This is a genomic window from Pedobacter terrae (genome assembly GCF_900100705.1).
GTDB classification, from domain to species: Bacteria; Bacteroidota; Bacteroidia; order Sphingobacteriales; family Sphingobacteriaceae; genus Pedobacter; species Pedobacter terrae.
On sequence record NZ_FNCH01000029.1, the window covers coordinates 1 to 17,551 of the forward strand.

Genomic DNA, 17,551 nt, shown 5'->3' on the forward strand with positions numbered 1-17,551 from the left:
TAAGGGTTGCTGCAGTTATAAAAAATCAAGCCAGCTATAAAAATAACTATAAAATAGCTGCTTAAAATTTGTTTTTATCATAACAATCATTTCGACCGAAGCATATCGAAATGGAGAAATCTTTGAACCATGCTAAAAGATTTCTCCGCTGCGGTCGAAATGACGATATCTCTGAACCTGTCGTTTTATTTAAATCTGCTCGCAATTTATATGGTTTTCACGAAAAATTAGCCCACACAATGACAAAACGCATCTTAATTTAGGCAAATTAACCTAACCTTCTTAAATACAGGATCTGGAAAGGTCATCTATTCAACCGGTAAACAGACCAATAAACTAGTATCTTAGCGTAGAACTAACGGTCTAAATTTACGGCGCCTAATTTTTAAATCATTCATCCAATCTTCATATTCGTTAGTGACATTTGATCAATAAATCAGAAAAGAAAAATGTCCGGAAAACAAATATTTCAAACTGAGACTAAAGCGCGCTGGCATACATTTACATGGGTAAGCCGTACGTTTTTTGTAGTCTTCATTATCGCAATCATTTGTGTAGTGTACACACTATCTTCAGTGCAGGCACCTAATTTGCCTTTTATCAACACGAATACACCTTTAACACAAAAACAGTTAGAGAAGTTAAAAAAATCGCAACGGTATAAGGATTTCACTATCGAAAAATCAAAGTTGCAAAAGATCAAAAAAGATCGCGAACACCGCATTTTAACCCACCATGGCAACAATAAGCGCATCAACCTGGCATTTTATGTGAGTTGGTCAGGAAGTAAAGAATCATCAATATCGGATTTAAAACGCAACATCAGCCATTTAGATATGGTGGCCACAGAATCGTTCTTTTTAAATGGAGATTCTATTGTAGACAAAGCAGATACTGCGGCCTTAAAGGTGATACATGCTGGTAAAAAATCGGCTCTTGCAGTGGTTTCAAATTATAATAAAGATCATTGGGATGGTGCAGCAGTACGAAGATTATTAGATGATCAGCCTGCTCAGCAAAAATTGATCTACGAACTGATAGCCATAACCAAAAAATACGGTTATCGGGGAATCAACATCGATTTCGAAGAGCTGAACCTTAAAAACAGCGATAGTTTTAACGCTTTTATGAAGAATCTGTATGCGCAGTTTCACGCTGAAAAACTGATTGTATCTCAGGATATTTCTCCTGAAAACGACGATTATAAGCCAGAAATTCTTCAACAATATAACGACTACCTTATATTAATGGCTTATGATCAGCACACCGAACTAAGTAATGCCGGCGATATTTCACATCAGGAATGGGTTGAAGAAAAGCTTGATGAGATCTGCAATAAAGTTGATGCCGACAAAGTAATCCTGGCATTGGCTTGCTATGGTTACGACTGGCCAAAGAATAGCGTTGGAGAACCGGTTACCTATGAGCAGGCGATGACAAGAGCGGTTACTTATAAAAGCAAGATAAACTACGATCCCGCTTCTGCCAATTTAAACTATACTTACAATGATGGAAGCGGAATTGAACACGAAGTGTATTTTACCGATGCAGCTACCTATTTTAATTTAATCCGCAAAGCTGATGACTGGGATATTGCCGGTGTAGCTTTATGGCGTTTAGGTTCGGAAGATAAACGTTTGTGGTCGTTTATTTCTAACGACTTAAGTTTGGATACGTTAAAGAAAAAACCATTCGATTTACGCAAAATTGCTTCTTTAAATATGGGGGGAATCTCCTATTTGGGCGATGGTGAAATATTAGACCTCATTTCTACTCCTAAACCAGGCAGCGTAAAATTCACTTTAAATAAAGAAGATTTCTCCATTGCCGATCAAAAGTATACCAGGCTTCCAGAGCAATACGTAATTAAAAGGTTTGGAGAGGCCGATAAAAAAATTGCTTTAACTTTTGATGATGGCCCCGATCCTGTTTATACACCGCAGGTACTGGATATTTTGAAAAGGGAAAAAGTACCTGGCTGTTTCTTTGTAGTTGGCGTTATGGCCGAAAAGAATATGGAGTTATTAAGGCAGGAATATAATGATGGTTACGAAATTGGAAACCATACCTTTTTCCATCCTGATATGTCGGCTATTGGCACTAAAAGGGTAAAATTTGAGCTGAATGCAACCCGCAGGTTAATTGAAGCCGTTACCGGACACAGTACCATTTTGTTCCGTGCGCCTTTTAATGCCGATGCCGAGCCACAAAATATTTCCGAAATTTTACCGGTTGCACAAAGCCGCAAAGAGAATTACATCAACATCGGAGAATATATCGATCCAGAAGATTGGGAGCCTGGCAAAACTGCAGATCAGATTTTTAACGAGGTGGTAAAACAGCAAGACAATGGTAATATCCTTTTACTGCACGATGCCGGCGGAAACCGTGAAGCTACTGTTGCAGCCCTACCCCGGATTATAAAATTCTTTAAAGACAAAGGTTACACCTTTACTACTGTGGGCGATTTGATGGGCAAAAAAAGATCGGAACTCATGCCAGCCGTAAAATCTACGGCAAATAGTGGCTTTTCAGGTTCTGGTGATTACTTTTTCATCAATTTCTTCTATTATGGCAACATGATTTTAAACATCATATTTTCTGTTGCAATCGTACTTGCAATCTTAAGGACCATATTTATCGCTTATTTAGCCATCAGACAGCGTAAAAGAGCAAAACGCAACCGGGGTAAACTAGTAGAGCATCCTTCAGAAAAAGTAAGTATCATCATTCCGGCCTACAATGAAGAAGTTACTGCAGTTCAAACCATCAATAGCCTTTTAAAAACAACCTATCCGGATTTTGAATTGATTTTTGTTGATGATGGTTCAAAGGATAAAACCTTTCAAATTGTTAACGAAAATTTTGGCAATCATCCTCAGGTAAAGGTTTTCTGTAAAGCAAATGGCGGAAAAGCATCTGCATTAAATTATGGTATTTCAAAAGCCACTGCCCAATTTGTAGTCTGCATAGATGCAGATACGCAGTTAAAAAATGATGCCGTAACCGAACTAATGCGCTATTTCTATAGCGATAAGATAGCAGCTGTAGCAGGAACCGTAAAAGTTGGAAATGCCAATAATATCATTACCAAATGGCAATCGATAGAGTATATCACTGCCCAAAATATGGATAGAAGGGCTTTCGATTTGCTCAATACGATTACTGTGGTACCGGGAGCGATAGGTGCCTTTAGAAAAAATGTAATTCTTGAAATTGGTGGCTTCACTATCGATACTCTTGCAGAAGACTGTGACTTAACCATGCGCATTTTGAGAGCGGGTTATAAAGTTAAAAACTGTGATAGCGCTATTGCCTATACAGAAGCACCAGAAACAGTAAATATGCTGCTCAAACAGCGTTTCCGTTGGAGTTTTGGGGTAATGCAAAGTTTTTGGAAAAACAGAAAAACATTACTCAACAAGAAATATGGCTATTTTGGTATGGTAGGGATGCCAAATATCCTGATCTACCAGATCATTTTACCATTATTTTCACCCCTCGCTGATCTTTTTATGCTTATTTCTTTAATTAGTGGTCTCTTTTCATTAAGCGCTATTAATAATTTAACAATAACCGGATTCTCAGGAATTTTAAGCCTTCACAATGGTTTTGGCCAGGTGCTCTTTTATTACATTATCTTCATCTTTGTTGATATGATCTTTGCGGCAATTGCTTTCCGGATGGAGAAAGAAAAGTATACCAATTTACTTTACATTTTCCCTCAACGCTTTTTCTGGAGACAATTGATGTATGTGGTGTTATTCCGTTCGTTCAGGAAAGCGATTAAAGGCGAACTGGAAACCTGGGGAACGATAAAAAGAACAGGAAATGTGAAGGAACGGGTAGCTTAATGGAATTCCCGTTTAAAAAAGAAGTCAAGTTTAATAGCCAGTGTGCTATAAAACTTGACTCTTTGATTCAGTTAGAAAAAATCTTTTACTTTTCGATTAAGCAAACGGCATAAGAAACAACGCCCTCTTCTCTGCCAATAAAGCCCATCTGTTCGTTAGTTGTTGCTTTAATAGAGATATCTTCGGTAGAAATTCCAATGGCATCAGCAATATTCTGCTGCATGGCAGGAATATGAGGATTAATTTTTGGCGCTTCTAAACAAAGCATGGCATCGATATTTCCGATCCGCCATCCTTTTTCAGCCAATAATTTAACGGTTTCTTTCAGCAGGATTAAACTACTGATCCCTTTCCACCGATCATCTGTATTCTTAAAATGGAAACCAATATCGCGAAGATTGGCTGCACCTAAAAGCGCATCGCAAATGGCATGAAGTAAAACATCAGCATCCGAATGCCCGAAAGCCCCTTTATGATGATCTAAGGTAACACCGCCAACAACAAAAGGATGTTGATCTTTTAACTGATGTACATCAAATCCGAAACCTACTCTAATTTTCATGTTTATTTGCTTTAATCTTATTTATCTTTTTGCTTTATTTTCGCCAAAGTTAAACAATAGACCAAAACGGAGGGTATTTGCAAGTGGACTAGTCTGTGCATTTGCAATTAAATAAGAGAAATCGATATTAAAAACATTGTATTTTAAGCCAAGTCCTAAGGTAAAATACCGGCTATCACCTTTCATCGGGCTCTGATAGTTATAACCTGCCCGAACCGCAAACTGTTGATTGTACCAGTATTCGAGACCAGTTGAAATTCCAACTTCTTTTAATTCTTCGCTAAAACCACCCGGTGCATCGCTAAATGAACCAAAAATTCCGGCAGGTACCGAACGGTTTGGATTTTTTCCGCTTACGATGTTATCGTTCGAATCGTATATTGGCTGTGTGGGTACCAGCAATTTATTAAAATCAAGCGCAAATGTTAAAGTGCTAAAATCATCTACAGTAACTGTTGATGCCCCTCCGATTTTAAAATTCGTTGGTAAAAAGAAATTCTCCCCACCATCAGAATAGCTCATTTTTGTTCCAATGTTAGATATATTGGCCCCGGCAGAAAGAACAGTTTGCCTTCCGAACATGGTAGTTGTTGTTTTGTATAATCCGGAAACATCAACTGCTACAGCATTTCCACTGTGCACCTGCCCTGAAGAAGAAAATTGACCGGAAGCCAAATTCGAGTAAATATACCTCAATGAAGTTCCTAACGAAAACTCCTTGCCAAAATTACGGGCAAAAGAAACATCTAAAGCAAGCTCATTAGGATTGGCAATCCCCAGATCCTGTTGGTTAATATCGGTAAGCTGGATGGACCCCAAAGAGAAATATCGTAAAGATGCACCAATGGTATTACGGTCGTCTAGTTTATAAAATCCACTCAAATACGCGAGATTAATATCAGGCACTAAACTTTTTAACCATGGGCTGTAAGACACAGCAAATCCGTAAGGTTTATCTAGAAAAGCAAGTTTAGATGCATTGATACTGGCTGAGTTTACATCACCTGCTACGGCTACACCTGCATCACCCATTGCACCGGCACGGGCATCGGGTGTAATGAGCAGAAATGGAACTGCTGTTACAATATTGTTTGCCTCGCTACCGTTTGTTTGGGTATTACCTATGGTTACCTGTGCGTTTGTTTTACCAAACACCAATGCCATTGAGAGTGCAGAAAAAGCAAGTTTACTGATGTACTTGAAATTCATCCTTTTAAAGGTACGTAATTTTAGATTTCGGTATTTTGTAATCACTGGGGAATATATCAGTAACGTAAAACCAAAACTTATATTTCACCAAAATACGAATTCTAAGATTATTTACTAATTAAACATACGATTTTTACATATGGGTGTTAGTACCTGAAATGTAAGTATAAAGCTAATAGCCATTTAGCTTAAAAAACAATACATATATTATCGCAGCGGAAAACCAATTTAACTGTTAAGGAGCCAAAAAACGAAATGTGGCGGTTTGAATAACATATTCCAAACCGGATATTATTTGTACTGTTTAATAATAACGATTTCAACCGAATGCCATATACTTAGCCTGATTATCCAACAATTTTAATTAAACTAAACTATAATAAATTCATCCATAGAAATGTGATTGATTACCAATACACTGTACAATCTTGAAGTAATTATTTTATCTAGCTTATTTATAATTATTTAGCTATAATTTCGTTTAAAATCGAAGAGACGCAATATGCTTTGAAATCATACACTATCAATCAAAAATATATTAGATATTTATTGCCTCATTATTTATATATTCATTTAAAATTTGTTTAATTTTATCGGTTGAAAGGCCGTTAGGCTATATCCATTTGCTTTATATGAAAAAACTATTACTATATTCTTTTACTTGTTTATCATTAGCCGCCCTGCTTTCGAGCTGTAGCTCAAAAAGCGCGAGTTCTAGCAAAACAGGTATTCCTTATGCCAACAGGAAAAGCAAAAACAACCAATCCGGTGCTTTTGCGGTAGCCACCCAGTATAAAAGGGCGCCCGGACCTGGTTTAATCCCAATTGAAGGTGGGGTTTTAGTTGTTGGTGGTAGTGCCATCGAAGTACCAGGTGTTGAGCCCAATATTTATAATTACAAAAGACAGGTAACAGTGCCATCTTTTTATATGGATGAGACTGAGGTATCAAATACCGATTGGTTAGAATACTTGCACTGGATCAGATACAATTATCCTGAAGATCAGGAGTTTTACTACAATGAGCTCCCTGATACTTTGGTTTGGCGCCAGGCATTATCTTATAATGAACCTTATGTAGACAACTATCTAAGACACCCTGCTTACCGTGATTACCCTGTGGTAGGCGTTTCATGGGAACAGGCTTCACGCTATTGTGAGTGGAGAACTTCAAGAGCAAATGAATTTATTTTACGTGAAAAAGGAATCCTAACTGATTATAAAACGCTTGCCGGAAATGGAAAAGGTAAGGCTGGTGCAACCACTGCTGCAACGCCTAAACCAGATAAACCTTTCAATACAGATGCCTATTTAAATGGTCAGTATGATGATAAAGGTAAAAATGCATTTGTTGATTACAATACTAAACCGGGTGCAGCTACCACTACAGCAGGCGGAACAGCAGCTACCGGCACAGGCAAAAATAATCAGCCAAGAAGAACAGCTACCTTAGAAGATGGGGTAATTATGCAACCATACCGCCTACCAACTGAGGCAGAATGGGAATATGCTGCCTTAGGTTTAATTGGCAACACGGAATACGAAAATATTAATCAGAATAAAATTTACCCTTGGAATGGATTGGGTGTTAGTTCGGCCAAAAAGAAAACCAGAGGTATGATTCAGGCTAACTTTAAAAGGGCGCCTGGAGATTATATGGGTGTTGGTGGTTCATTGAACGATAAAGGAGATTTAACTGTTCCGGTTATTCAATACGCTCCAAATGACTTCGGTTTGTATAACATGGCCGGAAACGTAAACGAATGGGTGAATGACGTTTACAGAACAGCTACATTTACTGATGCAGATGCATTTAACCCTTACCGTGGCAACTATTTTACCAATAAAAAGTTAGCAGATCCTCAAAGCGGAAAAATTGCATTGGATAAATATGGTAATCCGATTAAGGAAAACGCTTATGCCGGAAGAAAGCAAACCTGGGCAGAAAAACAGGCACAAGCGAAACGTACTGATTCGATTTCAAAATCGACTGATCCACAATCGCCAATGGCATCAACCAGCTATCAAGCCGATCAGAGAGGTTATCGTGATAGACAAAATATTTTATTAAATGAAGAAGGTGTAACGCTTGTAAACGATAAATCAAGGGTTTATAAAGGTGGTTCATGGAATGATATGGCTTACTGGTTAAACCCGGCAACACGCCGCTTTATGCAACAGGATGAATCATCGGCTGAAGTAGGTTTCCGTTGTGCCATGACTATGCTTGGTGCTCCAGAAATTAGTACTGCTGGCAAAAGAAGTTTTAAAAATCCACCGCAAAAGCCTTACAGGGTAAGTAAAGGTAGATAATAAAGAAAAGTCCCGAGGTAAAATCGGGACTTTTTTTGTGTTATGTATTGTGATCTAACTTAAACGAAACTAGTCAATTCACGACACACCCCCTCAAAGACTCGTCATTTCGACTGAAACGCGGCGAAATGCCTGCCCGTACAGGCGGGGAGAATCTATCTAATCAAGAGACTTAAACGATCCTGAAATAAGTTCAGGGTGACGACAGCAATAAATAGCTTAGTGTGAACAAGTCTAACTACTTAAACTGAACCAATATCTGGTTCTTTTCTACCTTATCTCCCTGCTTAACAAGGATCTTTTTAACCACCCCATCTGTTGATGATTTTAAGATATTTTCCATTTTCATCGCCTCCAGTACCAAAAGGTTATCTCCTTTTTTTACCTCAGCATTTTCTTCAACCAAAACCTTTAGCACTAAACCAGGCATAGGCGCTTTTATCTCTAAAACTTTGTTCGCGGATAGATTATCCAGACCTAGTTGTTTTAATAAAATATCGAACTGATCTTCGATACTGACCTGATAAATATTTCCGTTCACCTTTATTTTGCAGGTTTTTTCAGCCTTATTTATGTCAACAACCTCTGTATTAAAAGACCTGTTTTGGTATAGCACATGTGTCCTGTTATGTCTAATTGTACTTAGATCAAGCTGAACCTGCTCGCCATTCACCAAAAAAGCTGAATCCTTATTCTCCACTTCGAATAAAAATTGATCGTTTACTTTTACTTTATACATGGCTTATTGTGTTAAAGCATATTGAACTAAATTGGCGCCCATTTTTAGTGCTTTGGTCCGCGTTTCTTGTGTATCTTCAGGGTAAGTACCAAAATCTTCCCAACCGTTCCCTAAATCGCACTCATAGGTATAATAACAAACTACCCTACCCTTGTAAATTAAAGCAAATCCTTGTGGACGTTTATTATCATGCTCATGAATTTTTGGCAAGCCACCTGGGAACTTAAACTTTTGATTATAAATGGCGTGGTTGGCGGGCAGTTCTACAAAACTGAGTTCGGGAAATACCTTCTTCATTTGTGGCCTGATAAATTTATCTAAGCCGTAGTTATCGTCTATATGAAGAAAGCCACCACCTGTAAGGTATTGACGTAAATTTTTGATTTCCTGATCACTAAAAACAACATTTCCATGCCCCGTCATATAAATAAACGGATAATTGAAAATTTCTTTTGAGCCTACTTCCACAATGCTTTCTTCAGCATAAAAATTGGTTTTCAGATTGGCATTACAATAGGCAATTAAATTTGGCAAAGCTGTTCTGTCTGCATACCAATCGCCACCGCCACTATATTTTAATTTGGCCATACGATAGGTTGGCGGAGTGAAAGCGAAAAGCATAAAGCTAAAAGCTAAAAGAGCAAAGCTAAAAGCCAGTGTCAAAAATTTTTGAAACTGAAAACTGAAAACTGAAAACTTCAAACTGACTATCGGTTAAGGTAATTGATTTCAAAACAAACAGATAAAGCCGCAGTTTCTGTGCGCAACCTGTTATCACCTAAAGTTAATGCTTTAAAGCCTTTGTTCAAAGCTAAATTAACTTCATCTGGTGTAAAATCTCCTTCAGGACCAATAAGAATTAAATACTTTTGATGCGGAGCCACCAATTCGGATATAAATCGTTTTTCTCCGTTATCAATACAATGTGCAATTAATTGATCACCATCAAAGGGTTCTTTTAAGAAATCATCAAAGGCAATGGCATCGTTTAATTTGGGGTGATAAGCCTTAATAGATTGTTTTACGGCAGCGGTAATTACCTTGTTGAGGCGATCTTCTTTAACCACCCTCCGCTCCGATCTGTCGGTAATAATTGGTGTAACTTCATCAATGCCCAATTCTGTAGCTTTTTCTAAAAACCACTCTATACGGTCGATATTTTTAGTTGGTGCAACAGCAACATGCAGGTAATGATTCCTTTTATGGAACTCCGTTTCTACTTTTAAAACGGATAAAGAAACTTTTTTTGGATTATCAGCAGTAATTTCAGCAGTATAAAAACTACCTTTCCCATCAACCAGATTAATGATTGAGCCTATGGTAAGGCGAAGTACCCTAACACAATGTTTACTCTCTTCTTCGTTAAGGGTATACGTATTTTGGGTGATATCTGGTGTATAAAAAATATGCATGGTTGAAATTAATGATTATCAACCATATCTTCTTTATTGATCACCAGTTCTAATTTGATGGTTTCGATATTTTGTTCCGTCTTTTTTAAGATGGTAAACAGGTAACCATATGATTCGTTGCTTTCACCCACCTCTGGAATACGTTCAAAAATGTGTGATACCAATCCACCAACAGTATCGAAATCTTCGTCCTCTGGCAAGTCGTGAGGCAAATGTTCGTTCACATCATATACGGTAGCAAATGCATTTACAATAAACTCGTTATCAGAAACTTTTTCTACCAACGGTTTCTCTTCATCGTATTCATCTTGTATTTCTCCTACAAGCTCTTCTACAATATCTTCTAAGGTAACCATACCCGCTGTACCACCAAACTCATCCAACACAATAGCAATCTGTATGCGGTTACTTTGCAGTTCGCTCATCAAATCGTTAATTTTTTTGGTTTCTGTAACGAAATATGGCTTTCTGATGATGTCATTTAATGTCCAGTGCTGGTTACCCGCTGCAACCAATGGTAAGATGTCTTTTGCATGGATAATCCCCACAATTTTATCCATAATATCATCGTAAACCGGCAAACGGGAATATCCTTCCTTAATGATGGTATCAATTACTTCTTCTTTAGGGGAAGTTAATTCAATCCCCGAAATCTTCGTCCTGGGTACCATGATATTCTTTACCACGCGCTCATTAAAATCAAATACGTTTTTAATCAGCTCATGTTCGTTATTATCCAATGCACCACTTTCTTTACCCTGATCGAGCAAATACTGCAATTCTTCGGTACTATGGATCGATTCGTGGCCGGCAGAGGCATCAATGCCAAATGGTTTAAGAATAATGGCGGCTAGACTATTTAGCGTCCAGATGAATGGTTTAAACACCACATAGAATAATTGCAGCGGTATAGAAACAAAAAGAGTAGTGGCTACAGGTCTTTGAATAGCGAAAGATTTTGGGGCCAGCTCACCAAATACGATATGCATGATCGTGATGAGCGAAAAGGCAACCACTGTAGATGCCGTATGGATAGAAGCGTCGCTTAAGCCCCACTGTAAACTATCAAAAAGATTTTTGAAAATAGTATGCATAACGCCTTCACCTACCCAACCTAAGCCAAGTGATGCAAGCGTTATGCCTAGCTGTGTGGCGGCCAGATATCCGTCGAGGTTATGGATTATCCCTTTGGCCATTTTGCCAACACGGCTGCCTGTTTTTGCTTTAATTTCAATCTGTGATGCCCTAACTTTTACAATTGCAAACTCCGCTGCAACAAAAAAACCATTTAGTAACACCAAAAATAATGCAAGGAATAATCTCCATCCAACAGAAGTGGTATCAGTTTCCTGTACTGCAGCCAAAACTACGTTTGTGGGCAGAATTGCACTTAGCTCTAAATTTAAAAACAAACATACCGTGGGTAAATCCATTAAGCTAATTCTCTAAATGTTGTGTTGTAAAGTTCTATGCTTTCTTTAATTACTTTATGCGCATAGCGAACACCAAGTAAATGTTCGATAGTCACATTTTTATCTTCTAATGCTTTATAATCCTGAAAGAAACGAACAATCTCTTTCATTTGGTGCGGAGGCAACTCATCTAAATCATTGATATAGTTTACCGACATATCGTGAGCAGCTACAGCGATGATTTTATCATCCTGTTCTCCGTTATCAACCATGTGCATTACACCTACTACTTTTGCTTCAATCAATGTCATTGGATATACATCCACTGAACATAGCACTAAAATATCTAATGGATCTTTATCATCACAATAAGTTTGTGGGATAAAGCCATAATTTGCAGGATACATTACTGACGAAAAAAGAACCCTGTCCAACTTAATCAGACCTGATTCTTTATCTATTTCGTATTTTGCTTTTGAACCTTTTGGAATTTCAATAATTGCGTTTACAACCTCTGGAAGGTTTGAGCCAGGAGATACGCTATGCCATGCGTGATGATCGTCTTTTGCCATTTTTAATTTAAATCTGTTTTATCCTCTTCAGGACCACTTACTACTTTACTTTTTACAAAGGTAATTAATAATGGAATAGTTGTAATAAGGATAAAGCCAATAATAATATATAATAAATAATCGTTTATTTCTTTTTCAAATCTTTTGCCTAAAAAATAACCTAGCAAAGTTAAGGAACAGATCCAAAGTACTCCACCTAAGATATTATATAAAGCAAATTTTTTAAAGTCTAGTTTTACAACTCCTGCAAAAATCGGTGCAAAAGTTCTAACAATGGGTACAAATCTGCCCATTATTAATGCAAAAGCCCCCTGTTTCTGATAATATTCCTTAGCAGCGGTTAAATATCTCTTTTTGAAAAAGAAACTGTCTTTTCTGGTATACAACACCGGGCCAGTTTTCCGGCCGAACCAATAACCTGTAAAATTTCCAGAAATGGCCGCTATACATAAACCAGCCAAGAGTACCGCAATGTTTACATCAAGCTTGCCTGTTGCCACAAACATTCCCGCTAAAAACAACAAATAATCACCAGGAAGGAAAAAGCCAAAAAACAGGCCTGTTTCTGCATAGATAACGAATACGACTAGATAGAATCCGCCCTCCCTCAATAATTTCTCGGGATCAAGTAGCTGATGCAGGTTATTCCAAAAATCGTGCATATTCAATTATTCGTAAAACTACAAATAATTATTAAACAACAGCATACCTATATTAGGTTTAAAATAATTGCCGGATAAATACCCAATACCAATGTAATTGCAACGGAAACCAACAAAACCACTTTATATTGTGCAGGGGCTGAAAGCTCTGTTTCTGCACCATCTTTAAACCACATGGCTACAATCACCCTAAAATAATAATAGAAACCAACCAGCGCATTTAAAATCGCGAATGCAACCAACAGGGTTTTATACTCGGTCATTACATTCAGGAACATTAAATATTTACCAATAAAGCCAGCGGTAAGTGGAATACCGGCCAATGAAAGCATCGCTACAGTTAAACACAATGCAATAAATGGATTCCGCTTTGCCAAACCATTAAAGCTTTCGAAGCTATCGCTACCTGTTTTTTGTTTTACCAAAATTAATACAGCAAAAGCGATAATTGAAGCGAAAGTATAGGCAGCTGCATAAACCAGCACATTGTTTCCAGAGTTTTTGGTCAGTACAATTAACGAGAACAACAGGTAACCTGCATGTGAAATACTGGAGTATGCCAACATACGCTTGAAATTCTTCTGGAAAAGTGCCGTTACGTTACCTATAAATAAAGTTAAACAAACGATCACCATCAGTGGGGCAACCCAAAAATCGTGGAGTGGTGCAAATGCATCAGCAAATAATCTTAAAAATGCGGCAAAACCTGCAGTTTTAACCACCGTACTCATAAAAGTAGTGATCAAAGATGGCGAACCTTCGTATACATCTGGTGTCCAGAAGTGGAATGGGGCAGCGCCAACTTTAAAGCTTAAACCTATCATCATCAGGATTACCCCAGGATAAAATATTGGAGAAATTGTTTGACTATTATTTACAAGATAAGCTTGTATTTTATCTAAATCGAATGAGCCTGTGGCACCATAAATTAAGGTAATTCCAAACAACAGGAAACCAGTGGAGAAGGCCCCCATCAGGAAATACTTTAGTGAAGCTTCGTTAGAGGCAAAATCCTTTTTACGGATACCCGCCAAAATGTATAAACTCACCGACATGATCTCTAAGCCTACAAACAACATGGCCATATTTTTATATGATACCATCATGATCATGCCTGCCAGTGCGAAAAGAATCAAGGTATAATACTCAGCTATGTTATCGCTTTTAGCGTGGAAATAGTTTTGTGTTAATAAAAAGATTAAAAGTGTACCAACAATACATATTCCTGAAAATGCCAGTGCGAAGTTATCTGTCTGCATCATCCCGAAATGAACAGCATTAACATTCCACGCAGAAAAAGTAAATCCCAATGCAGTAAGTAAGCCAATAACGGTAAGTGGTAGTAATGCTTTATTTGCTTTAAACAAACCTGCATAAAGCACTATAAAAGCTGTTATACTAATGGTTATAATAATATTCATTGCTTAATTTACTGTGTTTAATTTTTGATTTACCTGTTCTAATAAATGTTGTACAGATGCCTCTGTTAAATGCAAAACCGGTTTGGGATAAACACCCAAAACAATAATCAATGCACATATAGTATAAAGAACCAGTTTTTCAGTTCCTTTAATATCGGTAAAGGTGATGGTTAAACTATTGGTTTCGCCCAGCATCACGTTCTGGTACATGCGTAACATGTAAACTGCTCCGAAAATGATGGTTAAGCCGGCAATGGCTGCAGCCCAGATACCGTAATTGTAAACGCCCAATAGCAATAAAAATTCGCCAATAAATCCGTTTGTTCCTGGTAAAGCTACAGTGCCTAAAACAATAATCAGAAAAGTCAGTGCCAACTGTGGTGCTACTTTTGCAATGCCTCCCAATTCCTCAATCCTATTGGTTTTAACGCGAGAGAAGATAATATCCAAAACAAAGAACAAACCCACTACATTAATACCATGGCTCAACATCTGCACCATTGCACCTTGCATACCTTGCTGATTAAAAGCGAAGATACCTGCTGATATTAATCCCACGTGAGCGATAGATGAATAAGCGACTAAACGTTTTGCATCCTTTTGTGTAAAAGCAATCAGCGAAGCATAAACAATACCAATGATTGATAAAATAATAGCCAACTGACCCCAATCATGAACGCCAGCCGGAACAATCGGTAACAACCACCTGATTACACCATAAATACCCATTTTTAACATAATACCTGACAACAACATGGTTCCTTGTGCAGGTGCTGCAGTATAAGTATCAGGCTGCCAGGTATGGAAAGGAAAAATCGGCATCTTAATGGCAAAGGCAATAAAGAAAGCCCAGAAAATCCACCCTTGTTGTGCGCTGTCTAAGTTTAAAGCGTAAAAGGCCTGAATGTTAAAATTATGCGCTGGATTTTGAAGATATAGGTAAATAATCCCCATCAACATAAACAATGAACCTGCAATGGTGTACACAAAAAATTTCATGTTAATCCGGATGCGGTCTTTTCCACCCCAAATGGCGCAGATAAAATAGATTGGAATTAAGGCTGCTTCCCATCCGATATAGAACAAGAAAGCATCCAATGCGGTAAATACCAATAATAAGCCCGTTTGCATGAATAAAATCAGCGCATAGAATGCAGCCGGATTTTTATACTCATGGTTGTAACTCGATAAAATGATAATTGGTACCAGTAAATTAGTAAGCAATACCACCAGAAGGCTAATGCCATCAATACCTGCGTGGAAGTTAATACCCAGATCAGCAATCCATGGCAGGTTAACCTCAAACTGAGTACTTGCATCTGGAATGAAATTACCGGCGACAACCAAAGCTAACACCAAAGAAGCCACCGAAAACACGGTAGATACGATTTTAGCCGACTTACCAGTAAATGCGGTAATAATTGCACCTACAAGCGGTAGAAATATAAGTAGTAAAAGTTGTTCCATTATTTATTTTGAACCCTTTTTATATGTAGAAAAATGTATACAATAGCAATGCGACGATACCGAATACCATCATAAATATATAGAAACCTACGTTTCCACTTTGCAATAAACGAATACCTTTACTGGCCTCATTGGTGCTCCATCCCAATCCATTTACAATTCCATCTATAAATTTATTATCGATAATCCTATAAAAGAATTTCGATAGTGCATCTAAAGGTTTTGTGATGATGAAATCATAAATCTCGTCTAAATAGAATTTGTTGTACGATAGTTTTGCGAGTGGTGAACGCGGTGCTTCATCAGAAACAGGAACCCGTGCGCCTTTTACATATCTGGTGTACGCATATAATAAAGCGATTACAGCCGCCGCTACCGAAACACCCATTAATGAATATTCAGTTGAATGGCTTAACTCCAATTCATGCTGCGAAACACCTGCGCCTGATAACCAATGAGCTAACCATTCATTTCCACCAAAAACATGAGGAAGATTAATTAATCCACCAATTGCAGCAAGAATAGCTAAAATGATTAAAGGCAAGGTCATCGCTGTTGGCGATTCGTGTACATGGCTCTCTTGGTGATGTGTTCCGCGGTATTTTCCAGAGAAAGTCAGGAACATCATCCTGAACATATAGAATGCGGTTAAAAATGCGGTTAAAACGCCAACTCCCCAAAGTATCGGACTAGCCTGAAAAGCATGTGCTAAAATTTCGTCTTTAGAAAAGAAACCCGAGAATGGAGGTAAACCCGCAATGGCAATAGTACCGATCATCATCGTTAAAAAAGTAACCGGAAGTTTCTTTCTCAACCCGCCCATATGACGCATATCCTGTTCATGGTGCATGGCATGAATTACCGAACCGGCACCCAAAAATAATAATGCTTTAAAGAATGCATGGGTTAATACATGGAAGAATGAACCGGTATAAGCGCCAACGCCCAAACCTAAAAACATATATCCCAACTGCGATACGGTAGAGTAAGCCAATACCTTTTTAATATCAGTCTGCGTTAAAGCAATAATGGCAGCCACTAACGCGGTTGCTGCGCCTACAACGGCAATAATATGTTGAGTAAGCGGTGCAAGATCGAATAATATACTAGAACGTGCAATCATATAAATACCTGCCGTTACCATCGTTGCAGCGTGGATTAAAGCTGAAACTGGGGTTGGCCCGGCCATCGCATCTGGTAACCAGGTAAATAACGGCAATTGAGCCGATTTACCACAGGCACCGATAAATAATAAAATGGTAATTAAAACCAATGTATTATTGCCTGGCAACATATTAGCTGCCTGAGGAAAAACTTTAGCAAATTCTACACTGCCAAAAGTGGTGAATACTAAAAATACGCCTAGTAAAAAACCTAAATCGCCGATACGGTTCATTACAAAAGCTTTTTTAGCTGCTGATGCATAAGCACTATTGGTATACCAAAAGCCGATTAGCAGGTAAGAGCATAAACCTACACCTTCCCATCCAATGAACATGACGATGTAATTTGAACCCAATACCAACAACAGCATGAAAAACACAAACAGGTTTAAATAAGCAAAAAACTTACCGAAGCCTGCATCATCGTGCATATAACTAGTGGAATATAAATGGATCAGGAAACCAATTCCGGTGATGATCAAAAGCATGATCGAGCTTAGGGGATCAACCAGGAAAGATAGTGGAATGTGTAATGTACCCGCGCTGATCCAATCGAATAAAAATACTTCGTGAGATTTCTGTGTGTCGCCTTGTAAACTAAAGAAAATAACTAAACTGATAACAAAGGAGGCCAGAATTACTCCGCTTCCGATGATACCAACAAGTCCTTTAGATAAAGAGTTTCTGCCCAGTCCATTAATTACAAACCCTAAGAAAGGAAGTAACGGAACCAACCAAATCAATTGTTCTATTGTCATTCTTAATT

The 17,551-nt window shown here is 38.0% G+C and carries 13 protein-coding genes; 2 read left to right on the forward strand and 11 right to left on the reverse strand.

The window, feature by feature from the left end; translation table 11 throughout:
* The first annotated feature begins 449 nt into the window (after positions 1-449).
* Complete coding sequence (locus BLR60_RS22730; RefSeq protein ID WP_090504223.1) at positions 450-3,854, forward strand: trifunctional glycoside hydrolase family 18/polysaccharide deacetylase/glycosyltransferase family 2 protein; 3,405 nt, start codon at positions 450-452, stop codon at positions 3,852-3,854.
* An 85-nt stretch (positions 3,855-3,939) separates the two neighbouring features.
* On the opposite strand, the gene ispF is transcribed toward BLR60_RS22730, so the two are convergent.
* On the reverse strand, positions 3,940-4,416 hold the full coding sequence (gene ispF, locus BLR60_RS22735; protein ID WP_090504226.1) for a 2-C-methyl-D-erythritol 2,4-cyclodiphosphate synthase: 477 nt from the start codon (positions 4,414-4,416) through the stop codon (positions 3,940-3,942).
* A 21-nt stretch (positions 4,417-4,437) separates the two neighbouring features.
* On the reverse strand, positions 4,438-5,625 hold the full coding sequence (gene porV / locus BLR60_RS22740) for a type IX secretion system outer membrane channel protein PorV (protein ID WP_090504228.1): 1,188 nt from the start codon (positions 5,623-5,625) through the stop codon (positions 4,438-4,440).
* Positions 5,626-6,257: 632 nt separating this feature from the next.
* Here porV and BLR60_RS22745 point away from each other — a divergent pair.
* Positions 6,258-7,937 (forward strand): SUMF1/EgtB/PvdO family nonheme iron enzyme, encoded by a 1,680-nt coding sequence (locus BLR60_RS22745; protein WP_090504231.1) that lies wholly within the window; start codon positions 6,258-6,260, stop codon positions 7,935-7,937.
* A 238-nt stretch (positions 7,938-8,175) separates the two neighbouring features.
* Here BLR60_RS22745 and BLR60_RS22750 read toward each other — a convergent pair whose 3' ends face one another.
* The 9 genes from BLR60_RS22750 to nuoL all read right to left on the reverse strand — a co-directional run bounded on the left by BLR60_RS22750 (position 8,176) and on the right by nuoL (position 17,543).
* Positions 8,176-8,676, reverse strand: coding sequence for an acyl-CoA carboxylase biotin carboxyl carrier protein subunit (locus tag BLR60_RS22750; RefSeq protein ID WP_090504234.1), 501 nt, complete (start codon positions 8,674-8,676; stop codon positions 8,176-8,178).
* A 3-nt stretch (positions 8,677-8,679) separates the two neighbouring features.
* The gene (locus tag BLR60_RS22755; protein WP_394333584.1) at positions 8,680-9,264 is read right to left on the reverse strand and encodes a DUF4159 domain-containing protein; all 585 of its coding nucleotides are present in this window, start codon (positions 9,262-9,264) and stop codon (positions 8,680-8,682) included.
* A gap of 119 nt (positions 9,265-9,383) precedes the next feature.
* Entirely contained in the window at positions 9,384-10,088 is a 705-nt protein-coding gene (locus BLR60_RS22760) for a 16S rRNA (uracil(1498)-N(3))-methyltransferase (RefSeq protein ID WP_090504237.1), read from the reverse strand.
* Positions 10,089-10,096: 8 nt separating this feature from the next.
* On the reverse strand, positions 10,097-11,521 hold the full coding sequence (locus BLR60_RS22765) for a hemolysin family protein (protein ID WP_090504239.1): 1,425 nt from the start codon (positions 11,519-11,521) through the stop codon (positions 10,097-10,099).
* Positions 11,521-12,072, reverse strand: coding sequence for an inorganic diphosphatase (locus BLR60_RS22770; RefSeq protein WP_055908779.1), 552 nt, complete (start codon positions 12,070-12,072; stop codon positions 11,521-11,523). Before BLR60_RS22770 ends, BLR60_RS22765 begins: the two co-directional genes overlap by 1 nt.
* Positions 12,073-12,074: 2 nt before the next feature.
* Entirely contained in the window at positions 12,075-12,734 is a 660-nt protein-coding gene (locus BLR60_RS22775; RefSeq protein ID WP_090504242.1) for a DedA family protein, read from the reverse strand.
* 47 nt (positions 12,735-12,781) lie between these two features.
* Complete coding sequence (locus tag BLR60_RS22780) at positions 12,782-14,155, reverse strand: NADH-quinone oxidoreductase subunit N (RefSeq protein ID WP_090504245.1); 1,374 nt, start codon at positions 14,153-14,155, stop codon at positions 12,782-12,784.
* A gap of 3 nt (positions 14,156-14,158) precedes the next feature.
* On the reverse strand, positions 14,159-15,622 hold the full coding sequence (locus BLR60_RS22785; RefSeq protein ID WP_090504248.1) for a complex I subunit 4 family protein: 1,464 nt from the start codon (positions 15,620-15,622) through the stop codon (positions 14,159-14,161).
* Positions 15,623-15,641: 19 nt separating this feature from the next.
* Complete coding sequence (nuoL, locus tag BLR60_RS22790; RefSeq protein ID WP_394333585.1) at positions 15,642-17,543, reverse strand: NADH-quinone oxidoreductase subunit L; 1,902 nt, start codon at positions 17,541-17,543, stop codon at positions 15,642-15,644.
* Positions 17,544-17,551 lie beyond the last annotated feature (8 nt).

What these genes read in the sequence shown, in the direction of transcription:
- BLR60_RS22760 (WP_090504237.1), bottom strand. Translation starts at nt 10,088, where the DNA reads ATGCATATTTTTTATACACCAGATATCACCCAAAATACGTATACCCTT.
- ispF (WP_090504226.1), bottom strand. Translation starts at nt 4,416, where the DNA reads ATGAAAATTAGAGTAGGTTTCGGATTTGATGTACATCAGTTAAAAGAT.
- BLR60_RS22745 (WP_090504231.1), top strand. Translation starts at nt 6,258, where the DNA reads ATGAAAAAACTATTACTATATTCTTTTACTTGTTTATCATTAGCCGCC.
- porV (WP_090504228.1), bottom strand. Translation starts at nt 5,625, where the DNA reads ATGAATTTCAAGTACATCAGTAAACTTGCTTTTTCTGCACTCTCAATG.
- nuoL (WP_394333585.1), bottom strand. Translation starts at nt 17,543, where the DNA reads ATGACAATAGAACAATTGATTTGGTTGGTTCCGTTACTTCCTTTCTTA.
- BLR60_RS22770 (WP_055908779.1), bottom strand. Translation starts at nt 12,072, where the DNA reads ATGGCAAAAGACGATCATCACGCATGGCATAGCGTATCTCCTGGCTCA.
- BLR60_RS22775 (WP_090504242.1), bottom strand. Translation starts at nt 12,734, where the DNA reads ATGCACGATTTTTGGAATAACCTGCATCAGCTACTTGATCCCGAGAAA.
- BLR60_RS22755 (WP_394333584.1), bottom strand. Translation starts at nt 9,264, where the DNA reads ATGGCCAAATTAAAATATAGTGGCGGTGGCGATTGGTATGCAGACAGA.
- BLR60_RS22780 (WP_090504245.1), bottom strand. Translation starts at nt 14,155, where the DNA reads ATGAATATTATTATAACCATTAGTATAACAGCTTTTATAGTGCTTTAT.
- BLR60_RS22730 (WP_090504223.1), top strand. Translation starts at nt 450, where the DNA reads ATGTCCGGAAAACAAATATTTCAAACTGAGACTAAAGCGCGCTGGCAT.
- BLR60_RS22765 (WP_090504239.1), bottom strand. Translation starts at nt 11,521, where the DNA reads ATGGATTTACCCACGGTATGTTTGTTTTTAAATTTAGAGCTAAGTGCA.
- BLR60_RS22750 (WP_090504234.1), bottom strand. Translation starts at nt 8,676, where the DNA reads ATGTATAAAGTAAAAGTAAACGATCAATTTTTATTCGAAGTGGAGAAT.
- BLR60_RS22785 (WP_090504248.1), bottom strand. Translation starts at nt 15,622, where the DNA reads ATGGAACAACTTTTACTACTTATATTTCTACCGCTTGTAGGTGCAATT.